The 22,058-nt window shown below is 41.1% G+C and carries 13 protein-coding genes; 10 read left to right on the top strand and 3 right to left on the bottom strand.

Features of this window, described 5'->3' with window-relative positions:
* Window positions 1-24: 24 nt before the first annotated feature.
* From ACIQXN_RS04465 to ACIQXN_RS04480, 4 genes are all read left to right on the top strand, one after another.
* Entirely contained in the window at window positions 25-1,029 is a 1,005-nt protein-coding gene (locus tag ACIQXN_RS04465; protein WP_402962246.1) for an ABC transporter permease, read from the top strand.
* Window positions 1,030-1,041: 12 nt separating this feature from the next.
* A complete protein-coding gene (locus ACIQXN_RS04470; protein ID WP_402962248.1) occupies window positions 1,042-1,944 on the top strand; it encodes an ABC transporter permease in 903 nt (300 codons plus the stop codon).
* A gap of 226 nt (window positions 1,945-2,170) precedes the next feature.
* Window positions 2,171-5,911: a S8 family serine peptidase gene (locus ACIQXN_RS04475; protein WP_402962250.1), complete on the top strand. Its 3,741-nt coding sequence runs from the start codon at window positions 2,171-2,173 to the stop codon at window positions 5,909-5,911.
* Between the two features lie 307 nt (window positions 5,912-6,218).
* Complete coding sequence (locus ACIQXN_RS04480) at window positions 6,219-6,641, top strand: hypothetical protein (protein WP_402962252.1); 423 nt, start codon at window positions 6,219-6,221, stop codon at window positions 6,639-6,641.
* A gap of 32 nt (window positions 6,642-6,673) precedes the next feature.
* Here ACIQXN_RS04480 and ACIQXN_RS04485 read toward each other — a convergent pair whose 3' ends face one another.
* Window positions 6,674-9,646 (bottom strand): DEAD/DEAH box helicase, encoded by a 2,973-nt coding sequence (locus ACIQXN_RS04485; protein ID WP_402962254.1) that lies wholly within the window; start codon window positions 9,644-9,646, stop codon window positions 6,674-6,676.
* Complete coding sequence (locus tag ACIQXN_RS04490; protein ID WP_402962256.1) at window positions 9,639-11,261, bottom strand: hypothetical protein; 1,623 nt, start codon at window positions 11,259-11,261, stop codon at window positions 9,639-9,641. The genes ACIQXN_RS04485 and ACIQXN_RS04490 overlap by 8 nt, the downstream gene beginning before the upstream one ends.
* A 147-nt stretch (window positions 11,262-11,408) precedes the next feature.
* Between ACIQXN_RS04490 and ACIQXN_RS04495 the strand changes: the two genes are divergently transcribed.
* Window positions 11,409-12,158, top strand: coding sequence for an REP-associated tyrosine transposase (locus ACIQXN_RS04495; protein WP_402962258.1), 750 nt, complete (start codon window positions 11,409-11,411; stop codon window positions 12,156-12,158).
* Here ACIQXN_RS04495 and ACIQXN_RS04500 read toward each other — a convergent pair.
* Window positions 12,081-12,974 (bottom strand): helix-turn-helix domain-containing protein, encoded by an 894-nt coding sequence (locus tag ACIQXN_RS04500; RefSeq protein WP_402962260.1) that lies wholly within the window; start codon window positions 12,972-12,974, stop codon window positions 12,081-12,083. The two genes, ACIQXN_RS04495 and ACIQXN_RS04500, sit on opposite strands and share 78 nt — an antisense overlap.
* 96 nt (window positions 12,975-13,070) lie before the next feature.
* Between ACIQXN_RS04500 and ACIQXN_RS04505 the strand changes: the two genes are divergently transcribed.
* The 5 genes from ACIQXN_RS04505 (at window position 13,071) to ACIQXN_RS04525 (ending at window position 21,374) form a co-directional block, all read left to right on the top strand.
* Complete coding sequence (locus tag ACIQXN_RS04505; RefSeq protein WP_402962262.1) at window positions 13,071-13,298, top strand: hypothetical protein; 228 nt, start codon at window positions 13,071-13,073, stop codon at window positions 13,296-13,298.
* Window positions 13,299-13,536: 238 nt separating this feature from the next.
* Window positions 13,537-13,869, top strand: a complete 333-nt coding sequence (locus tag ACIQXN_RS04510) for a hypothetical protein (RefSeq protein ID WP_402962264.1) — start codon at window positions 13,537-13,539, stop codon at window positions 13,867-13,869.
* Between the two features lie 377 nt (window positions 13,870-14,246).
* Complete coding sequence (locus tag ACIQXN_RS04515) at window positions 14,247-15,683, top strand: hypothetical protein (RefSeq protein WP_402962266.1); 1,437 nt, start codon at window positions 14,247-14,249, stop codon at window positions 15,681-15,683.
* 150 nt (window positions 15,684-15,833) lie between these two features.
* Window positions 15,834-17,840, top strand: a complete 2,007-nt coding sequence (locus tag ACIQXN_RS04520; protein WP_402962268.1) for a penicillin-binding transpeptidase domain-containing protein — start codon at window positions 15,834-15,836, stop codon at window positions 17,838-17,840.
* 579 nt (window positions 17,841-18,419) lie between these two features.
* Window positions 18,420-21,374, top strand: coding sequence for a hypothetical protein (locus ACIQXN_RS04525; protein WP_402962270.1), 2,955 nt, complete (start codon window positions 18,420-18,422; stop codon window positions 21,372-21,374).
* Window positions 21,375-22,058: the final 684 nt, after the last annotated feature.

Here is a 22,058-nt window from a genome sequence, read left to right on the forward strand (position 1 = left end):
GTGTAAAAAAGGCAGGTGACTATTTTGTTTTCCTATACCATAAGACGTTTAGGTTCACTTATTCCGGTGCTTCTCGGAATGGCGTTTATTGTATTCATGATGATTCGGGCGATACCGGGAAACCCCGCCCAGGTTATATTAGGGCAGCAGGCAACGAAAGAAGCCGTCGCTGCCATGACAAAGGAGCTTGGTTTGGACCAACCTTGGTTCATTCAGTTCTGGGATTACTTAATTGGCCTGTTAACAGGCAATCTAGGGGTTTCTCTAAAAACGAATACCCCTGTTTCAGAGGAAATATGGCCTTACTTGACGGCCACGATGGAATTGGCGCTGGTTGCCATGATCATTGCGGTCATCATCGGCGTAAATGCTGGGATTATCTCGGCATGGTTCCAGAATTCCTGGTTTGATTATACGGCTATGATCATTGCCTTGGTTGGAGTATCGATGCCGATATTCTGGCTTGGCCTTATGGAACAGTATTTAGTCGCAATTCAGTGGGATCTGCTCCCAACGACAGGTCGGGATAATATCAGAGACCCTGTAGCAGCGATGACGGGCTTTTATTTAATAGATACTCTTGTTTCTGGTAGATTCGATCAATTCATAGAAGTAGTGAAACATCTTATCTTACCGGGAATTGCACTTGCAACCATCCCAATGGCGATCATTGCGAGAATGACACGCTCATCTATGCTTGAAATCATGAGGGCCGATTTCATCCGGACGGCTCGCGCGAAGGGCATGAAAATGTTCTGGGTGGTTTATAAGCACTCCTTGAAAAATGCTTTAATTCCAGTGGTCACCGTTATCGGTCTGCAAACGGGTCTACTATTGGGCGGGGCGATTTTAACGGAAACCATCTTTGGATGGCCAGGTATTGGAACATATATCTATGAAGCTATCCTTTACCGGGATTATCCGGTCATTCAATCGGGAATTCTCGTCATCGCCTTTTTGTTCGTCATGATTAACTTGATTGTGGACCTTTTGTATGCAGCGATTGATCCTAGGATTAAATATAAATAGGGAGGATATCTCATGGCTGAAATTGCAACGAATACACCGCCGATCATTCCTCCTCAAGAGGTAGAGGAAAAAGCCATTTCTCCCTGGAAGGAAGGTTGGAAAAGCTTCAAGAAAAATAAGGTTGCCCTGGTTGGCCTGGGGATTGTCCTATTTTTCATTATACTGGCTATTTTCGCCCCGCTCATTGCCCCCTATTCATTTGAAGGGCAGAAGCTAAGTGACAAACATTTGGCTCCTTCGGCTGATCATTGGTTCGGCACCGACGAGTTTGGCCGTGATATCTTGAGCCGGATCATCTATGGCTCGCGATTATCGCTATGGGTAGGCTTTTTATCAGTGGCTGGTTCTGTAGTGGTCGGGTCTTTCCTCGGCATCATTGCCGGGTATTACGGTAAGTGGATTGATACGATTATTTCGAGACTGTTTGACATTGTACTGGCGTTTCCGAGCATTCTGCTAGCGATAGCGGTTGTAGCGGTATTGGGACCGTCCCTACGCAATGCACTCATCGCGATTGCAATCGTCAATGTCCCAACGTTCGGAAGACTTTTGCGCTCACGAGTTTTGACCGTAAAAGAAGAGGAATACGTAACGGCTGCTAAGGCGATTGGAATGGGGGATGTCAGGATATTACTTCATCACGTCCTTCCGAACAGCCTCGCGCCAATCATTGTCCAAGGGACTTTAGCGATAGCGACGGCCATCATTGAGTGTGCGGCGCTCGGGTTCCTTGGTCTCGGTGCACAACCACCATCACCAGAATGGGGTAAGATGCTTGCGGATTCACGCCAGTTCATCATTCAGGCTCCTTGGACCGTGCTTTTCCCAGGAATCGCCATTATGTTGACGGTACTTGGTTTCAACCTAATGGGAGATGGTTTGCGTGATGCATTGGATCCAAGAATGAAAAACTAGAGGAAAAAGGCGATGGTTTCTTTCGAAAACCATTGCCTTTTTTCCGTTTTTATATATTTTACATATAAGTAGTAATTATTGCTTTTATTGAAAATAAACCTATTATACTAGATTGCTATAGGAAAAAAGTGACTATTATCTCTTAAAATCACGCTAAAATTTATGATACTTTTATACCTATAAGGAAAATTATAGAAATTTACTATTTTAGAGGAGGAATCGTTCATTGATAAAACGTATCTTGCCCATTCTAGCAATCTTTTTATTGGTCTTTACAGCAACTGTTTCCGCTGCTAATCTTCCTGATCCCTCAATCGGAACGAACAAGGGAAAGAAAAATCAGGAAAGCATATTGAAGTTGAACAAAGAAGAGAAGGAAAAGAAATACAAAAGCAATGACAAGGTCAGGGTAATCGTAGAGATGAAGGAAGCCCCAGCCATAGAATATGCATCTAAGGAAGGCAAACGCTTTAAAGAGCTAACTAAAAGTAAAAGGGCCGAATTGAAGTCTAACAAACTATCTGCACAGAAGAACGTGAAAAAGAAAGTAAAAGACAAAAAGATAGATTTCAAGGAACTTGAAAGTTTTACGACGGTTCTGAATGGGTTCAGTGCAGAGCTGCAATATGGTGAGGTCGAAAAAGTGGCGGCAATGCCTGAAGTGGCTGACGTACATATTGTGAATGAATATGAACGACCTGTTGAAAAGCCGGATATGGTATATAGCAAGGAACTGATCCAAGCCCAGGAAGCTTGGCGGGAATATGGATATACGGGAGAGGGAATGGTCGTCGGAATCATTGATACCGGGATTGACCCGTCTCATCGTGACATGATTCTTAGTGATGCTTCAAAGGGGGAACTGACGAAAACGGAAGTCAGTGAAATGATAGAAGCCAATCATTTACTTGGAAAGTATTATACGGAAAAGGTCCCTTACGGATATAACTATATGGATGATAATCAAGAGATCCTCGACCTCGCTGAGGGAGCTTCGATGCATGGGATGCACGTTGCCGGGACCGCAGCGGCTAATGGGGATGAAGAGAATGGCGGCATTAAAGGGGTGGCTCCTGAAGCGCAGCTGCTAGCGTTGAAGGTGTTTGGGAATGACCCTGATGTGAAGACGACCTGGGGGGATATTTATATCAAGGCGATTGATGATGCCATTATTCTCGGTGCAGATGTCTTGAACATGAGCCTTGGTTCGACAGCAGGCTTTGTCTCAGAGGAAGACCCTGAGCAGCAGGCCGTTTCAAGAGCCGTACAAAATGGGATCGTGATGTCGATTTCAGCAGGGAACTCGGCCCATTTCGGAAACGGGTTCGCCAACCCGCGGGCATCGAATCCTGATATCGGTATCGCCGGTGCACCTGGACTTGCTTATGATTCTCTTCAAGTGGCATCGATTGAAAATAACTATCTGGATTTAGATGCAGCTACCTATAAGATTAACGAGCAGGAAGGGAAAGCGCCGTTCATGTCGGCTTCGAGCGTACATCCTAACGATTTAAAGGAAAAAACGCATCAGTTAGTCGATGCAGGCCTTGGAACCCCCGAGGAGCTGGCTAAGGTGGATGTAAAAGGCAAGTTTGCCCTCATCGAGCGCGGAGGAATAACCTTTATTGAAAAAACGCAAAACGCCCAGAGTGCTGGAGCGGCAGGCGTCATTATTTATAACAATGCCGATGGATATATATCCATGGCTACGGAACCAAGCATAACGATTCCCCAGCTATTCATGCTTAAATCGGATGGTGCGAAGTTGCAGGCTGCCTTATCGGAAGGGGAAGAAGTGACGATCACTTTCAATAGGGATAAGTTGAAATCAGCCAATCCCGAGGCTGGGAAAATGAGTGCTTTCACTTCTTGGGGCGTCGCACCGAATCTCGATTTCAAACCAGAGATCACAGCACCAGGGGGACAGATTTATTCTACGTTGAACAATGATGAATATGGCATGATGAGCGGGACGTCGATGGCAGCGCCCCATGTATCAGGCGGATCTGCCCTCGTCCTGGAAAGAGTCGATAAAGACTTGAATGCGAATGGTTTTGAGAGGGCAAACTTGGCCAAAAACCTGATGATGAATACTTCTCAGCCTGTAATCGATCAAGGCATGGTCAATCATGCTTATGGATGGGATATTCCCTACTCGCCGCGTAGGCAAGGAGCTGGAATCATGCAATTGAATTCAGCGTTGGCTACACCCGTGGTGGTGACCGAGGCGTTCACCAATGTGGCAAAAGTTGCGTTGAAAGAGGTGGGAAATACATTTGCCTTTACTTTAAAGGTTGAAAATTTGAGTGATGAAGCAGTTATATATGATGTATTGGGGAATATCCAAACAGACTATGCCATCCAAGGACAACTTGGTTATGCAGCAAATCAATTAGAAGCACAGGAAATACAGGATGCTTCAATAAAAATTAATAACCATAATCAAGAAGAAATTACCGTCCCAGCTAAGAAATCGGTTAATGTTGAAGTGAAGGTCGACCTTTCCAAAGCTAAGGTGCTCGGCGATGACCTCGAAACACCAGTTGCCATCGATAAGGTCTTCCCGAACGGCTACTTTGTCGAAGGGTTCGTGACACTAAAAAATCCTGCTGACAAGCATCCGAAATTAAGTGTCCCCTACGTAGGTTTCAAAGGGGAATGGGACAAGGCACCGATCCTGGACGGAACGAAATATGATGAAGATTCATACTACGGCATGGCTGGGGCTGTGACAACTGCAGGGGAAGAATATACCTACTTGGGCTATGAACCAGTTGGAAAGACCTTCGATGAAAAATATATCGCGATATCCCCGAATGGCGATGGGGCCCAGGATGATCTGATCCCGATGCTATCATTCTTGAGGAATGCGAAAAATGTGGAGTTCAATATATTGAATGCTTCGAGTGAGCCCGTCCGGAAAATCCGTACAGAAAATCAGGTTCAAAAAGACTATTACGACAGCGGGCAAGGGACGACCTATACGCTAGATCCAGCCCGTAAATGGGATGGCAAAATCAAAAATGCGCTTGCTAAAGATGGTGTCTATTTCTATGAAATAAAAGCAGTGATAGATTATGAGGGTGCTAAGTGGCAGACATATAAAATCCCTGTCAAAGTCGATACGGTGGCACCAACAGTCAAGATTTCAAAAACCGACAAGGTGATTAGCATTCAAGGATCGGACAATGCCGATGGATCAGGTTTAGCGTATTATGACGTGCAAATCGATGGAAAGTCGCTCATAACAGATCCATTAGCAGCGGATACAAAGGAATATACATTGCCGGATGTGAAGGGTGAAAAAGTACAGGTTGTTGCTGTAGACTTCGCTGGGAATAAAAAGATAGCTGAAGCAGACTTGAACGAAGATACGGTGCCGGTTGAAAAAGATAAAGTGGCGCCATCCGTATATATCACGAGTCCTGAAGCATTGAGCGTGAACAACACGAAGAATATGATAATTACCGGATTTATTAAAGAATCGTCGGGAATCAAGGAATTCAAGATAGACAATCAAAATGTTCCGGTGAAATATAATACAGAAAAGAAACAATACGAATTCTCGTTTAAAAAGAAATACAACGACGGCGTCCAGAGTTTCATGGTTAAAGCAACAGATACAGTCGGGAACACGATTTCCTTTAAACGGATGTTCATGGTGGATACAAAGAAACCGAGTTTGAAGGTTAAAGGTGCGTCACTGATTGTGGGGGCAAAAAGCCCGAATCCAAAAGTGGATGTGACAGTCGAAGACAACTTCGATGAAATCCGCCTTTACTTGAACGGAAGCGAAGTATTCTTCCATGAATTTAAGGAACCATACAAAATGCGTTCATTCAAAGAAACGATAGAGGATGTGGAACTGCCACTTGATGTGGGCAACAATACATTCGAATGGAAGGTCACGGATCTTGCCGGAAACGAGACGAAAAAAACCATCTACGTTTATAAAGCAAAAAGATAAAGAAAAGGGGCTGTCCCCAAAAGGGTAGGTAAGCCTAAATTGAATAAATAGAGAGAGGCAGAAATGTTGATTTAACAACATTTCTGCTTCTTCAATTTTGCGTTATTTTACTCGAAAAAGGAATTATGAGACCCCACTTTTCTCATTTTTTAAGCAATATGTACCTTTTAGTCATACATGCTTTAAGTAGTTATCACGTTGTTTATAACGAAATCTCTGTGAGGGGTCCTTTTTTTGGAAATTCAAGAAGGAAAATAAAAGATGGTAACGAAATAGGTATATGGAACTAAACTGGAGGAGGAAATCCATGAATATTAAAAAGGATTTGATTAAGAAGGATTATGGACGTGGTATAACGGTTAAATATGAAACATATGATATGTCACTAGCAAAAACGAGTTTCTTTGATGCACTTCAACTGGCTAACTCTCCATTTAAAAAGGAACCCCGGAAAGATTCATCCTATCAAGAATATCCGCTTATCCCGGGTGTGACCCTTTCGCTATTTGAAAAGGATACAGCTAAGACTTCCATAACCTATGATCCCCGTAGAGAAAAAATAATCCTTGAAGAACGTTCAGAGAAATATTTGTCCAATAAAGGTGAAGCGCTTACAAAAGCATTGGAACATATTTTGATTAATCATGGAGAATATCAATCTTTTTTTATCGTCAATCCGAAAGACTGGAACACAAAAAGAAAAACCACCCATAGCATAAAGCCCCAATGATCAGGGCTGCTATGAGTGGTTATCAGAGAGGCTTAGTGAAGAGATACTAGATCTTTGATTTCATCAGTGGATAGGTCTGTGATCCAGTTATCACTGCTGATGATTTCGTCGTTTAAGGCCTGTTTTTTATCAAGCATTTGGTCAATTTTTTCTTCAAGCGTCCCGGTACATATTAATTTATGAACGTGAACGAACCGTTGCTGTCCAATGCGATAGGCCCGGTCAGTGGCTTGGTTTTCCACTGCAGGATTCCACCAGCGATCATAGTGAATGACGTGGTTGGCAGCCGTTAAATTCAGCCCTGTTCCCCCAGCCTTCAGCGAGAGGATGAAGATGGGGAAATCACCATTTTGGAAGCGGGTAATCATATCATCACGCTGTTTCTTGTTCGCACTTCCGTTCAGGAAGGGAACTTCGAAACCATAGCGCTTTTCAAGCAGCTTTTTCATCATATTACCCATTCCGATATATTGGGTGAAAATGAGGCAGCTTTCATCCTGCTCGCGGACAGCGTCAATGATCTCAGTTAGTTTTTCAAGCTTTCCGGAGCGGCTAGCCGCCATCGTGATATTTTCTTTTTCCGTTTCCTTTAAGTAAAGGGCAGGGTGATTGCAAAGCTGCTTTAATTTATTTAGCATCGCCAGAATGATTCCTTTACGTTCAAAGCTGGACAACTGCTCGATATCGGCAAAGGTATCCTTGATTAGCTGTTCATATAGTGAAGCCTGCTCAGTGGTAAGTGGAACAAATTCTTTTTGCTCCTGCTTATCCGGAAGGTTCAAAGCGACCTCTTTATCGCGTTTTGTCCGGCGGAGCAAGAAGGGCTGAATTAAGCGTTGCAGTTCTTTAATTTTATCTTTTTGTTCTTCTCGTTCAATGGTCGTCACGTATTTTTCTTGGAATTGACCAAGCGATCCCAGGTACCCTTTGTTAATGAAATCAAAGATGGCCCATAACTCGCTTAAGCGGTTTTCCATCGGGGTGCCCGTTAAGGCAATGTGATGACGCCCATCGAGCTTGCGGACAGCCCTTGATTGCTTCGTCTGGGCGTTCTTGATATTCTGTGCTTCATCAAGGATGACACTGCTCCAATGGATGGAGGACAATTCCTCCACATCCTGATGAGTCAGGCCATATGAAGTCAAGATGATGTCGTGAGCGGCAGCTTTCTTGATGAACGCCTCACCCTTAGCCCGACTCGAGCCATAATGAAGATGGACCTTGAGTGTCGGAGCGAACTTTTCCAACTCTTTTTGCCAATTGCCTAACACGGAAGTCGGACAGACAATCAGCGCGGCCTGAACAGGAACTGAAACGGGTGAGGAGGTGATGACTTCGACCTCATCGCTACTTTCCTTCTCACTTTCTTCATCGACAATGATCGGTTCGCTCGTTTGTGCATTCTCTTCCTGGGTAGGGAGCTCCTTGGCTGTCGCTTCGGCATTCTTGACGTAAAGGAGGTAGGCAATCATCTGAACCGTTTTCCCAAGTCCCATATCGTCTGCGAGACATGCGCCAAAACCATGCTCTCTTAAAAACAGGAGCCAGCTCATGCCAAGTTCCTGATAGGGACGCAAATCACCTTCCAGCGTCCGGGGGACCGGCCTGATCGAAATGTTCTTGGTTTCCCGCAATCGCCCTACCATTTTTTTAAGCTCCTGGTTCAATTCAAATTGAATTCGGAGCATTTCGCCGTTTTCTGAATCATCCTCGACCATTTCGCCCTCGTTATTCAAAAGCTCCTGTTGCAACAAATCGGTCAGCTGTATGCCCTTTTCATTGGCTGTTTCCATTAGGGTCTGGATTTGCTTAATGAACGCGGGGTCGAGCTTGACCCATTGACCGCGGATATAGACAAGTCTGCGTTTTTCATTGACGAGCTCCTCGAATTCCGACTCAGTGAGCTCTTTGCCGTTCAGTGAGAACCGCCAGTCGAAGTCCATCAATGCTTTCAGCCCCACGTAAGAAGGTCCGCGGTTCGATTGGCTTTTCACTTTTGCCTTCACTTTGAGGGAGGATTCCTTCAAAGCAAGCCACCAGGATGGAAGGAGGATTTCAACGCCGAGAAAGAGCAGCTTTTCACTCGCATCGGTCAAAAACTCCCAGGCATCGGTTTCGGAAAGCTCACTTTTCAAACGTCCTTTTTCCCCGATCCATGGAACGACGAGCTGCCAGCGTTTGGTGGCCTTTACTACTTCACTTGCATACTTATTCCAGCCACGAGGCAACTTTTTACCTGTATATGTTTCAATGATGCTTTCATCTCTTTTGGAGCGGAGTGTGACCTCCAGCTTCCATGGTCCATCCCCTTCAGGCGGCTCGGTCAATCGCAGACCGATGGTGAAGGGTTTTGGATCCGGTTTAACGCCAAGCCATTCCTGCCAGCTGTCTTGATCAAAAAAGGCCTGCAATTCTTCCGGAGAAAGCCTTGAATCCTTTAATGCCCCGACAGCTTCGCTCCACTTATTGTGCATGGGCGAATAGGTTTTCAAATACATATTAGCGGCGCCGTTATACCATTTCTCAATGAAGGTACGATTAGTTTCCAGTTCGGGTGAAGGGAGATCCAAAGGGATTTCCTCTTCCCAGAAGGAAGGGAGAAATTCTTCCTCGACCTCTTCCGGTAGTTTCCATCCGATGGAATCCAACTGTAAATTCGTGAAATCCGGAACGGGAATCCCCGCTTCGATGGATTCATGAAGAACGGGGGCCGCTGACAGACAAAGGGAGGAGAGCTCGGACCATTCCCACTCTATGAAGGAGTTAAAGCTCTCCTTCGCGAAAAAGTTCAGCAGGCCCCAGGCGTCTAGAATGAAAACAGGGCTTTCGTTAATCGTATCTGTCATCATTTTTGTACCATAAAAACTGGCGTCATCCCAATTGAATAACAGTCTTCGAATATAATTCGTGCTGACGAAGCTGTTTTCTTCATTGACGACACCAAGGGCGTAGGACCCGTTTTCGAGAGCCGCTATTTTGATTTTTAATTTCCCTGTATTAAACATCGATTAGCTTACCCCTTTTTAGTTCTTCTTGAAAAGCGCGCAGTCGTTTCGTTGAATCGACTACATACTGCATATAACGTTCGAACACGTCTTCCTTTTTCGTCTTTTTATAGATGGTTCGCATTTTTTTCAAATAGCGGACCGCCTGTTTATAGGCCGGTCTATTTTTTAACGACACTTTTTCCTGTACCGCATGATAATAGAGGGGAAGCATCACTTCCGGGTCCTTGGAAACGACTTCCTTGATGGATTCATTGCTTATTAAGTCAATGCTGATCTCGGAGTATATATGCATCTCCACCCACTTTTTATATTGGCCTTGCTCAAAAAGGAAATTAGCATAGTTCCAATAGCTGTGGGGAAGGGTAGCCCGAAAGAATTTCTCAAGCAAGTCGTTTCGCTTCAATTTAAAGCAACAGCTGCTGATCAAAGTCGTAAAGGTCCGCACGAAATCCACCCGTTGATAATAATCGGAAAGATCATTCAAGAATTCCTGGACATGGGCGTTGATGAATTCTATGAAAGGAATGGCACGGGACCGGTCGTCCGATTCAGAAAGGAGCTCCAGCCAATAAAAAATATACGGACAGGCTTCTTTCTTCAATTCATGGAGAAGTCCGATTGCTTGTTGATCTTGATTTTCCATCAGAGAAAGGTGAATCGTAGCCAGGGTATAGGAAATACGCTCAGTCGTACCTTCATATTGCTTGGGCAGTTCCTCCTGAACTCGTTTCAGTTCCTCTTTACGCCAAGCAGCTGTGGTGAAGAGGTAGCTCCAGATTTCCCGGTAGAGATCGATTTTTTCATATTCTAACCCTTCACTGCCATCCAGTAGCTTCGCTACATCTTCTTTAATGCTGAAGACGAAGGGATCAAAGGCAAAGGGGCGTGCCTGTCGACTGAGTGGCTGTACCGTATCATGAAGTTCCTCGGCCAGATCAGCTGCAAGTGCATAAAAGACACGGACCGCTTGGGTGTGACTTTTATGTAGCTGAATCATCCTCATGGTCAGTTGCAACGTACAAAAATGGGTCACAAAATGATAAAGCAGCTTCCATTCCCGTTCCATCGGGGTTTTGGAGCTTAGACGTTTAAAGTAGGTCTGTATATGATTTTCAATCATGTAAGGTGGTTCCTCTATATATGGCTCCACTTGCTCCGTGAACGTATCATGCACGAATTGCTTCCATGATGGATAGCTTTTATCTAGAATAATGGATTTCTCCTTTGTATGTTTAAATATTTCACTTGCCCGCTTTACTTGCTGTAAAGCCTGGGTGGGTGTGGCTTTCGGCGCATTCCATTCGCTAACCCAATCGGAGACGCTGGCGTACTCGGAATATCCAGAGAAGAATACGGCCATTTGGTGTCGGCATATAAACCTGGAGTCACAGGTGCAGCTTCCATCCTGAGGAAAAAGCAAATTCAACCTTGCCTTATAGCGAGTGACATCTTGCACTTCAGCCGTAATCGAATCCTCCGCTTCCTCTTTCAGATCAACAAGCCCCTGTCGGTACAAATGAAGGCCCTGATTCACAACCTCCAAATCCTCCGAATCACCGGCATTCAACAACTCCGCCATCCGCTCCCCAACAAACAACAACTCCCGCTCCATACTCTCCTCCTTTTTAGGGTCACCTTTAGGGGGTCAGACCCCATTTCCCAAAATTATATTTTTGTATTATCATTGATCTATCAGTACTTTAACGACACCGGACGGGGGTCAGACCCTATTTCCCGGCATAGGAAAGGATGATGTTTTATGCCTCGTAAACCGAGGATATGGTACCCTGGTGCCATGTACCATATTACTAGCCGCGGCAACCGCCGCAGTGATATTTTTTTAGACGACAAGGATCGTTCTCGTTACCTGCATTATCTAGAGGAAACGAAAGAAAGGTATTCCTTCGAACTCCACAGCTATTGCCTCATGACGAATCACGTGCATTTACTCCTCGAAACGAAACAACACCCGATCAGTGATATTATGCATAAGCTGAATTCTCGCTATGCCATCTCCTTCAATAAGCGACATGACCATGATGGTCACCTCTTTCAAGGCCGTTACCATTCCGTCTTAATCGAATCGATCGAGCAATTCACTGCCACAAGCCGTTATATTCATTTAAACCCTGTACAAGCCAATATCGTCAAAAACCCCGCCGAATATAAGTGGAGCAGCTACAAAGCCTTCCATATAGGAAAACCAAGCAAATACGTCAACCCCACACACATCCTTCAGTACTTCCAAACCCCACAAAACTACGAAATTTACGTAATGCGGGGGTCAGACCCTATTTCCCAACTCCATTTCGAGGTCATCTCTTTATTATACTTCATTTGGGCTTGGAATTTGAAATGTTGTATACAGGTTTTGGAATATGTTTGCTGTTTGATTGTGAAAAGCCATTCCCGGATTGGGAATGGCTTTGTCTTAATTGGATTCTATGAGAGCTTCCCAGACCTTGAATTTGTCTTCGATAAAGGTGACAAAACGTTGTTGTTTTTGTAAATCGAAGATGAGGCGGGCACGTTCCATATATTTTCTTGCTTGCTTATAGTTATTTTGCAATTCATAGTTATATCCAAGATGGTAATGGAGATCAGCTAAAAGGTACATATGGTATTCTTCCAAACTCCATTTAATCGCTTTTGTACAATACATAATGGAGGCTTCATAGTCTTCTAAACGTGTGGAAACCCGTGCTGAATTGTAGAAAAGCCTAGTTTTTATCTTTTTATCATTTAAATATGGTAAATGATTCATATGGTGTAGAGCCAATTTATATGTACATAATGCTTTTTCATAGAGTCTCTCTTCGAAATAGATAACACCCATGCTTAGCAGATATTCAATTTCCCGTTCCGAATACACCTTATCGGTTATATCAGATAAAGAAATGGCTTCCTCTAGGTGCTGTATCGCTTTATTCATGTTTTTGTTCATCATGTATTCATAAATCCCTTTATGCCACAATAACAATTGATAATTTTGCTTGTTTTGAGTGAATAGGGGATTATTTTCTTCTGTTTTAACGATATCCCTCATATCGTGATAGTTCAATGTTCTACGCGTTAGTTCCAATTGGTGGGCGACTTCCTGTACATAATCTAACCGAGGTGTCATTCCTATATCAAAAAAGTAATTGACGTCTACCCCTAGTCTTCTCGAAATCATATATAGAGTGGTGGCGTAAGGATACACCACACCTTTTTCGATTTTGCTGATCTGTGCCTGAGTACAAATACCTTCTGCAAGTTCCTCTTGCGAAAGTCCGATTTGTTTTCTTAGTTCTTTTATTTTCTTCCCAACTGCTGAAAAATCCATGTTAACTCTCCTTAAATATGCCTAGAGTTATATTTTTAGTGAAAAATAGAAGAATAAATAAGAATGATTTATTTTCTTTATATAATGAGTATCATCATGACGAAAACGTTATTCATGAAACTATGGTTAAATACAACTATAGAATTTATTTCTATTAAATCCAATATTTTTATTGAAAATAAGGAGGAATTACCCATGAAAAAAAGTCTTAAAGGGATGGCGGTATCCTTTCTTCTAGTAGCTGTAGTCGTGGTTGGTGGTTTAGTATCAACAAGTGAATTACCAAGTGTTCACGAGTTACCATCAGTTCATCAAAAAGCTTAACTGATAAATATAAATGAACGAATTTTGATTTACACCTCTTATGGGGTGTCTTTTTTTGTGTCCTCATATACAAATTATTCTTTCACGCATATGCCTCTAGTTATATTTAGCTAGCGTTTTACAATATAAGGAGGTGTAGGGGGATGTGGATGAAACGTGAGGGTGGATATGAACACATGGATGCATGTAGAAAGTTTGTTATAGTAAGAATAACAAAACAGAGAGAGGTGGAAGGATAATGATTGATATTAATATGAAAGTTCAACCCTCTTTTTATGATGATGAATGTGCCATTGTATTTTCTTTTTATTTTGATAGGGCTGCCAAAAAGGTCGGGGAAGCTGTGGTTTACACATGCAAGAAATCAAATGAAAAAAAATACAACCAAGATAATATAGATACAGATGAACTCCTTGACTCGACTAGTCAAGAAAAAATCGCTTATATAAAAGAATTTTCCATCGTAGATGAATACCAAGCAAGCTCGATGAAAAAGATTCAGCATTTTTTGGACGTAATCGGCATTGAAAATTGCATCGGACAAGATCATCAGAAAAAAGTAGCATATTGAAACGTAAAAAACTCATGACACCTCATATGTCATGAGTTTTTGCTCGTTAATTGAGAGTTCTCTGCATTTGTTTTCATTTTTTTTATGAATTCGCCCATGCGCTTTCGATCGCTTGATTCCGACGGCTTGACTCGTTCTAATAATCCGAAGTGATGTTTTTTCTTATCAGGACTCACGAGGTCGCTCCTTTACTAGTTATTCTTAATATTTTTGTACCCGTTTTCGTGCTATTTAAACCCCTTCTTTTCAATACGCGAGGAGGTAAGAAACGTAAGCTTGTCTGCTTGCTTTCCATAATATGCTTCGTGTTTATTTGTTAGAACTGGGGTAAATGAATAGTAGCACAATGAATGAGAACCAGGATGGAGGAAAAAATTATGGAAAAGGGTAATGTAAAGGACCAGACAAAGCGCTCCTTCCAACAGTTTATTTTTCCTTTTATGCTTGAAGAAGATAGAATTGAGGGATTTGTAAAACGCTTGCTTAAGGACGACTACGTCTTTCTGAAAATAGATGACCTGGATCTGCAGGACGATTTTTACGGGGATCATAAAGTTTCACATCGTAATTTAGAGCAATACTTTATGCCAAACCTCGTTCCTGTTCTGTTTCCAAATAGCTATAAGAAAAAAGAGGGAATGCGCCGTTTCTCTAAAAAAATGGATCTTGGTTGTACCTTCCGAACGCCGTTTTTAAACACTGGTTTTATCATCAATTCAATCGATATTATCATTTGCCCATTTCATATTGGCATGATCAATATCAGGGTCACGCTGCCTGAACGTTTGTCCTATAACGATGTCCTTTATTTCACGGATACATTTCGGGTTCTTGAACCCATAACGGATGATGAAAAGGAGATGAAAGTCGGCTGTCGGAATAATGAGTATGATCTCGTGAAAGACTTCATCTTCAAGGAATTGATACCGCCGGCTGAGAAATTCATTGATCACGAGGAAGACCATCCTTCCTACTTCGGAAGCTTGCCTTTCTTCGTGGATGAACGAATGTTTGCCTTAAGTTATATAGCGCTTCCGGAAGATCGCGATATAACAAAAACCGACTTATACAGACTCAGTCAGTTAAATGGGTATGATAATGATGGAGAACCCTATGTCGGAGCCCTGAATCCGAAATACATTGATCGGCATTATCAGGAGAGGGTCTATGACAGGTGGGGCGAGGAAACGTATTTTGTCACGAGCGAGGGGCATTTTGCCTGTGTTACAAGAGCAACAGGCAAGCTTGAAGCCCAACTTGCGAGTGAAATGTACGGTCAGTATTTTTATTCAGTACTGATTTATTTCTTCTATAAAATAGTTTTATTGAAGCTTGCTCATGAACATTCCCTAATCGATGTGGAAAAAGACCAATCGGAAACGGAATTGTTAATCTTCATGATCACCGAATTTTCGGCGAAATACTTATTTGCCGAAGTGAACAGCACCTCCACAGGGAAAGAGCTCTTTCATATAACGAAAGAAATCTTCAAGATTGAACCGCTCTACCAAGAAGTGAAAGAAACCCTTTCTTACTTATATCAAAATCAAGATAAGCTTTCCGGGAAAAGCAGTAATTACCTGCTGCAAATCTTAACCATCTATACAGTCATCTCCGGGATACTCGGGATGAACCTGCATATAGAAGATTTGAAAGAGAAATTGACGTTGAAAGATTATATGAATTACAATTTTATAGAGTGGGTGGCCGTCCTCGTGACGATCTCCGGCCTAATCATTTCGTTTATCATGGGCTTCTTATTCTTGAAAAGCTGGCTCCGTGAACAAAAGAGCCGAAAAAAGAAAGTACTGTAATATCAGTCCTGCGCAATTGTGCAGGACTTTTGTTTGTGCTAATAAGCTAAAATAGCAAAAAGAGGGAAAGTCGCATTACAAATTCCCCCTTTTCCTCCCAGAGTTTGATAAACTATATATATCATTCTTACTGTTCATTAGGAGGAGATTATGAAAAAGTTAGCTTTAGTTTTCGGCTGTTTGTTGATGAGTGTGTTATTTTTGGCGGGGTGCTCGGAAGAACCTAGCCCAGAAGAACGCTTTGCGGCATATACGAAACTATGGAATAAACAAGATTTCACGAAAATGTATGACTATCTGTCAGCGGACACGAAGAAAAAAGTCAGTGCAGATGAATTCGCAGAGCGGTATAAAAAAATCTATAAAGGAATTGAAGCCGACCAAATAAAAGTGGGCTATACAAAGCCAAAAGAAGAAAAGGAACATAAAGATGACGAAAAGGTGAACTTGGCCTATACCGTCAATATGGAAACACTAGCCGGAGCTGTCAGTTCGGACCATAAGGCAATTCTGGTTAAAGAAGAGAAAGACAAGGAAGAGAATTGGTATATAAAATGGGACGAGAGCTATATCTTCCCGGACCTCAAAGCAGGGGAAAAGATATCGGTCGAAAGCTATCCAGCCATTCGTGGGGAGATTGTCGACCGGAATGAACGTGGCTTGGCCATGAATGGCATGGTTGCTGAAATCGGGATAGTCCCAGAGAAAATGGGCAACGAAAAAGCAACGATCAATGAAGTCGCTGGCATACTGAACATGACAAGTGATGAAGTGGAAAAGAAATTGAACCAATCATGGGTACAGCCTAGCTATTTCGTGCCCATCAAGCAAATGTCCTCAGATGACACCGCTACCTTGAATAAGCTGGTAAGCATTCCAGGGGTTTCGGTGAATAATGCGGACGAACGCATCTACCCTTATAACAAAGCCACTGCCCATTTAATCGGATATGTGGGCGAGGCGTCAGCGGAAGATCTGGAGAAATTGAAAGGCAAGGGATATACCGCAAATGACGTCATTGGTAAACGTGGCCTCGAACAAATATTAGAAGAACGCCTAAAAGGGAAGCCAGGCGGCAAGATCTTCATCAAGACAGAAGAAGGCCAGGAAAAAGTCATTGCCGAGAAACCGGCTGAAGAAGGAGAAACGATTACGTTAACCATCGATGCTGAACTTCAAAAGGATATCTTTACGCAATACGATAACGAAGTAGGATCAGCAACAGCACTTGATCCGAATACCGGCGAGGCACTGGCGCTCGTTTCAAGCCCTTCTTTTGATCCGAACAAATATGTCCTCGGCATCACCAACGCCGAACAAAAGGCATTGGAAGAAGATCCGGACAAGCCACTTCTGAACCGGTTCAGTTCAACTTTTGCACCAGGATCGACGATTAAAGCATTGACAGCGGCCATTGAACTCAAAAATGGAGTGGACCCTAAAGTTGCTATTAATATAGAAGGAACAAAGTGGGCAAAATCAGGTTGGAAAGACCATTCCATCACACGGGTCTCCAATCCAGGGGTGCCGATTGATATGGAAAAAGCCCTCATCTATTCCGATAATATTTACTTTGCACAACAAGCACTGAAGCTTGGCAAAGATAAATTTTCAAAAGGGCTCCAAGACTTCGGCTTTGATGAATCCCTGAACTTTGACTACCCGGTTAAAGCATCAAGCATCGGGAAGCTCGATAGCGAAGGGCGCCTAGCGGACGCAAGCTACGGACAAGCTCAAGTCCAAATGAGCACCCTTCATTTGGCGATGACATACTCCGCGTTCCTTAATGAAGGAAACATCATCGCGCCTTCATTAGTGACAGGCGATAAAACAGAAAAGAAACAATGGAAAGAAAACATCGTCTCAGCAGATCAAGCGAGTACGATCACAAAGATGCTCACGCAAGTCGTGGAACATCCCAAAGGAACCGCACATGACTTAAACGATCTTAAGATTAAGTTAGCGGCCAAAACAGGCACAGCCGAAACAAAAGCATCCAAGAACTCCACTGGTACCGAAAATGGCTGGTTAGTCGCCATGGATACCGAAGACCCAGAGCTTATCATGGCCTGGATGATGGAAGACGTAAAAGGACGAGGCGGCAGCCATTTGGTCAGCGATAAAATGAAGCCGGTCTTGAAAAAATATTTGAAGTGACACAAAAAGACACCCATTGGAAATGGGTGTCTTTTTTGTGAATCCAAATGCCTGGTTAACAGACGAAAACCAATAAAGTGGATATTTAAAAATCAATACTTTCTATCCGTTTAACTTTTTAAATAAAGATTTTAGCTAACGAATATATTGATGAAATTACATATCATAACAATTAATAGTTCTTTGGTATTTGTTATTTCCAAAAAGTCTTCAGTATTTATTTTATTAACTTTTATGGAAGATAAAACTATTATTTGTAATCTAAGTTACAGTAAAATCTATATAAAAGTAAAATTGGAAACAATTACTAATATATTTAACAAAAAATATTAGCAAAAAGGTAGAAATTCCAAAATACTTGTATTATTATAGATTAAGTAGAACGGATTGGTAATTAACCCAATTATAGTTCTCTAGTTTAATAGAACTAGTTAGTGATATTATTACTTGTCGTAGGAATTATGAATTGGTCATTTAGTAATGAATTTGTTTTTTTGTAAGTCGTTAGTTATTTTGCTCTATAAAGAGCTTGCGTGCCTAACGCACTACTTTAGATATTGAAAGGGAGTTTTTTCTAACATGGGAAAAAAGAAAGCAATTAAATTAGCAACGGCAACTGCAATTGCCGCATCAGCGTTCGTAGCAGTAGCACCAACACAATCAGAGGCAGCTACTAGCTCAGTTGACAAAGCGATTACAAAAGCATCATCATCAATGGTAAAAGCATTTAACACTTATAACAAAACGGCTAGAGAAGACCAAAAACTACCTGCGTTATCAACAATCAAAAAAGACGTGAAAGCAGCTCAAGATGCTTATAAAGCAGCTACAAAAGAAATCGCTTCAAAAGGCGGCACTAAAGCTCAAAAAGCGAAACTTACAGTAAAACTAGATACTAACAAAAAATATCTAGACCGCGCTGAATTATACTTGAAAGCAGTTACTACAAACCTTAACCCTACTAAAACAGCATTCACAGAAGCTGTAGCTAGTGGAACACAATCTAAAGTATTGTCTACTCAAAAAGCATACCAAGCAAAAATTGCTGAATTCGAAGCTAACGTTAAAAAAGTCTACGGACCAGATGCTCGTAACCTTCTAACCGCTAAATATGCAGATGCAGCAAACAAACTTGCTAACTCTGTAAACGAAGAAATGACAGTTTACAAAGCTTACAAAGAAATTTCAGTTCTTGTTGATAAAAAAGACCTTGAAGCAGCTGAAAAATTAATCGCTGATACAAAAGACTCAGCAGACAAAGTAGCTAAGTTAGATACTAAATTAGCTAAAAACATCACAAGTGCTGTTGTTAAAATCAACAAAAAACTCGAAGATGCAAAAGTTCCTACAGTTAAAGAAGTAAGTGCGGTTAACGCAAAAACAATTGAAGTTAAATTCAGCAAAGCTGTTGATACTGAAAAAGCTACTATTGAAGTATTACGAGGTGCTTTCAAACAAAACGTTACTGCGACTTGGTCAACTGACAAAAAATCAGTACAGTTAGTAGCTGCAACAAACTTCCAAGCAGCTGACTACACAGTAAACGTTTCTGGATTAACTAAAGAAGTAATGACTGGTTCAGTTAAATTTGAAGCTCAAAAAGTTGCTTCAATCGCAATTTTAGACGAAATTGCAGTAGTGTCTAGTGCTATTGCTCCTGCAACAGGTGTATTCCCTGCTAATACAACTGCAACAGTTGGTTATGTAGTAAAGGACCAATATGGTACTGATATTACAAAAACAACTGATTTAACTACAAATGACAGTACTAATATTACTTTTAATAAAGCTAATGGTGTAATTACATTAGGTTCATCTTTAGTTGCTGGTAAAAGAATTAATGACTTAGTTCCAGTTGTATTAATCGACCAAAATACTGGTACATCGACTACTAAAACTTTAAAATTATCTGCTACTTCTGCAGTATCTTCAATTGCTGTAACAGGTATTTTCAATGCTAAAGGTGAAGCAGTTTCATTAACTGATAAATCTAAAGCAAATGAAGCATTCATCGTTTTAGACCTTAAAGATCAATACGGTAAAGCAATTACAAACGCTGGTCTGGCTTCTGGTTTAGTACTCACTAATACTAATCCATTTAACTTAACATTAGCGACTACTCCTGCTGTTTACGAACAAACAATTGGCGGAAAAAACCAGTTAGTACTTAAAATTTCAGAAATTAAAAAAGCTGGTAATACTGACATCTTATTAATTTCTACAACTAATGGTCAATCTACTAAATATACTGTTAATGTTTCTGAAACTTCAGCAACTGACGGAATTTCTGCTTCTCAACCAGAGATAGCTGTTGCTAATGAAGCAACTTTAATCCCATTAACTGTGACTGACAAAGACGGTAATGTAATTACTGATAAAGCTTTATTATCAAATGCTACTAAAGGTATCAAAGTAGGTACTACACCAGTAACTCCTACTGATTTAGAAGTTAAAGATGGCCAAGTGTTCTATAAAAAGACTTTCACTACTGAAGGTACTCAAGCACTAGTTTTCCAATCTTCAACTTACAAAGTAGCTACACTTACTGTTAATGTAAAAGCAGCAGCTATTCCAACAGTAGTTCGTGGTCTTAAAAATCCATTAGTACTATCAACTGAAAAAGGACCTGTTACTCTTACTGCAGAAGATCACTTAATCATTGAAGACCAATATGGCCGTGTATTGAAAGATTCTTCAGCACCTGTAAGAGTTACTTTAGTAGGAACTACTGATGTTGTAACAGTTGCTGGTAATAGTATCACTCCTGTTAAAAATGGTTCAGCAACATTAAATATTGCACTAACAACGGAAAACGGAACAATTGATTCTGATGTAGAAGTGAAAGTACAAGTAACTGATGGTACAGAATACACTGGTTACGAGATTGCTGAAATCGGAAAAACACAAGTTGCCACTGATAAAGCATTTACAGTTAATGGTTTACTGAATAATGGTAAAGTAGCACTTACGAAAAATGAATATACAGCAACAATCACTGGTGGTAAATTATCAGCAGACTCATTAACAGATGGTAAATTCAATGTTGCAGCATCTGCCTTAGATACTAATGCAGCAGGTACACCAATTGATACTGAGTTCACTTTAAAAGTGACTATCAATGCAACTGGTAAAGTACTTGAGCGAAAATTTGTGATCTCTCCAGCTGCGCCAACAGTATCTGATTTCTTCTTTACAACAACAGAAGCAACAGGTAATTATGCAACAGCAAAAGCTGTTACAGAAGCAACATTACTTTCAGGTAGCACAGTAGCTAATCTAAAAGCAGACGAAGCAAAGTTAACTGTAAATACAGCAACTGTTGATCAATATGGTAATAAAAAGGTTGTACCAACTAGTGCAACAACAGTAACTATCGTACCTGAAAAAGTTGCCGATGTAAAAATCACAAATAACGGTAAAGCTAATGCAAGTGTAGAATTAAAATCAGGAGTTCAAGAATCAACAGTAACTTTCAAAGTAACAGTTGGTGCGGCAACTAAAGAAATTAAAGTTAAAGTTGTACCAGCAACATAATAAAAATTTCTTAACCCTATACCAGTTTAAATAGCTGAAGTGTTAAAAAGTTGCTATTTAAATTCTGTAATTGAATGGCGCGTAAAAGAAAAACAGAGAGTATTTAGCTCTCTGTTTTTCTTTGTATATAAGGATTTATAATTGTGATCTGCTTCCGAATTAAATAAACTATAATGTTCTATTAGAAACAACTTATAAAAAGCTAAACAATAAAATCAGGGTTATCGCAGCCAATAGCGATAGCTCTTTTCCCCACGCTTAAGTTTAAATATGGAATAGTAATAACAATGTTACTATCAAATCCATGGCGGAGAAAAACAAAAGTAAAAAGAAAAGAAGGAATTTAATAATTGAGCAAATCGGCAAAGCAATAGTGAGGAAATTCGAATACAAATCCAGATTGTTGCTAGTGCTACCTCTGGGTTTAACAGAAAAAAAGATTTCTATTAAGTAATAATGAAAGTCTTTAAAAAAGCTATCCCCAATAAATAATAGCGTACTCCAGAAGGATAATCAGGATATTAACGAGAAATTAAAAGATAAGCTGCAAATTCCAAATAATTATATAAAGAGGTTATAAGCTAGCCTAGAAATTTTTTTTGCGACTAATTTACTATATACCTCTTAGAATTCTACTAACCTTGCCGATATTACTAATATAGTAATCTTTTTAATATTTACCTA

Source organism: Peribacillus sp. NPDC097295, from assembly GCF_044761665.1.
GTDB lineage: Bacteria > Bacillota > Bacilli > Bacillales > DSM-1321 > Peribacillus.

Coding starts and splice junctions, on each gene's coding strand:
- ACIQXN_RS04470 (WP_402962248.1), top strand. CDS start 1,042: ATGGCTGAAATTGCAACGAATACACCGCCGATCATTCCTCCTCAAGAG.
- ACIQXN_RS04480 (WP_402962252.1), top strand. CDS start 6,219: ATGAATATTAAAAAGGATTTGATTAAGAAGGATTATGGACGTGGTATA.
- ACIQXN_RS04485 (WP_402962254.1), bottom strand. CDS start 9,646: ATGTTTAATACAGGGAAATTAAAAATCAAAATAGCGGCTCTCGAAAAC.
- ACIQXN_RS04490 (WP_402962256.1), bottom strand. CDS start 11,261: ATGGAGCGGGAGTTGTTGTTTGTTGGGGAGCGGATGGCGGAGTTGTTG.
- ACIQXN_RS04495 (WP_402962258.1), top strand. CDS start 11,409: ATGCCTCGTAAACCGAGGATATGGTACCCTGGTGCCATGTACCATATT.
- ACIQXN_RS04500 (WP_402962260.1), bottom strand. CDS start 12,974: ATGGATTTTTCAGCAGTTGGGAAGAAAATAAAAGAACTAAGAAAACAA.
- ACIQXN_RS04505 (WP_402962262.1), top strand. CDS start 13,071: ATGACGAAAACGTTATTCATGAAACTATGGTTAAATACAACTATAGAA.
- ACIQXN_RS04510 (WP_402962264.1), top strand. CDS start 13,537: ATGATTGATATTAATATGAAAGTTCAACCCTCTTTTTATGATGATGAA.
- ACIQXN_RS04515 (WP_402962266.1), top strand. CDS start 14,247: ATGGAAAAGGGTAATGTAAAGGACCAGACAAAGCGCTCCTTCCAACAG.
- ACIQXN_RS04520 (WP_402962268.1), top strand. CDS start 15,834: ATGAAAAAGTTAGCTTTAGTTTTCGGCTGTTTGTTGATGAGTGTGTTA.
- ACIQXN_RS04525 (WP_402962270.1), top strand. CDS start 18,420: ATGGGAAAAAAGAAAGCAATTAAATTAGCAACGGCAACTGCAATTGCC.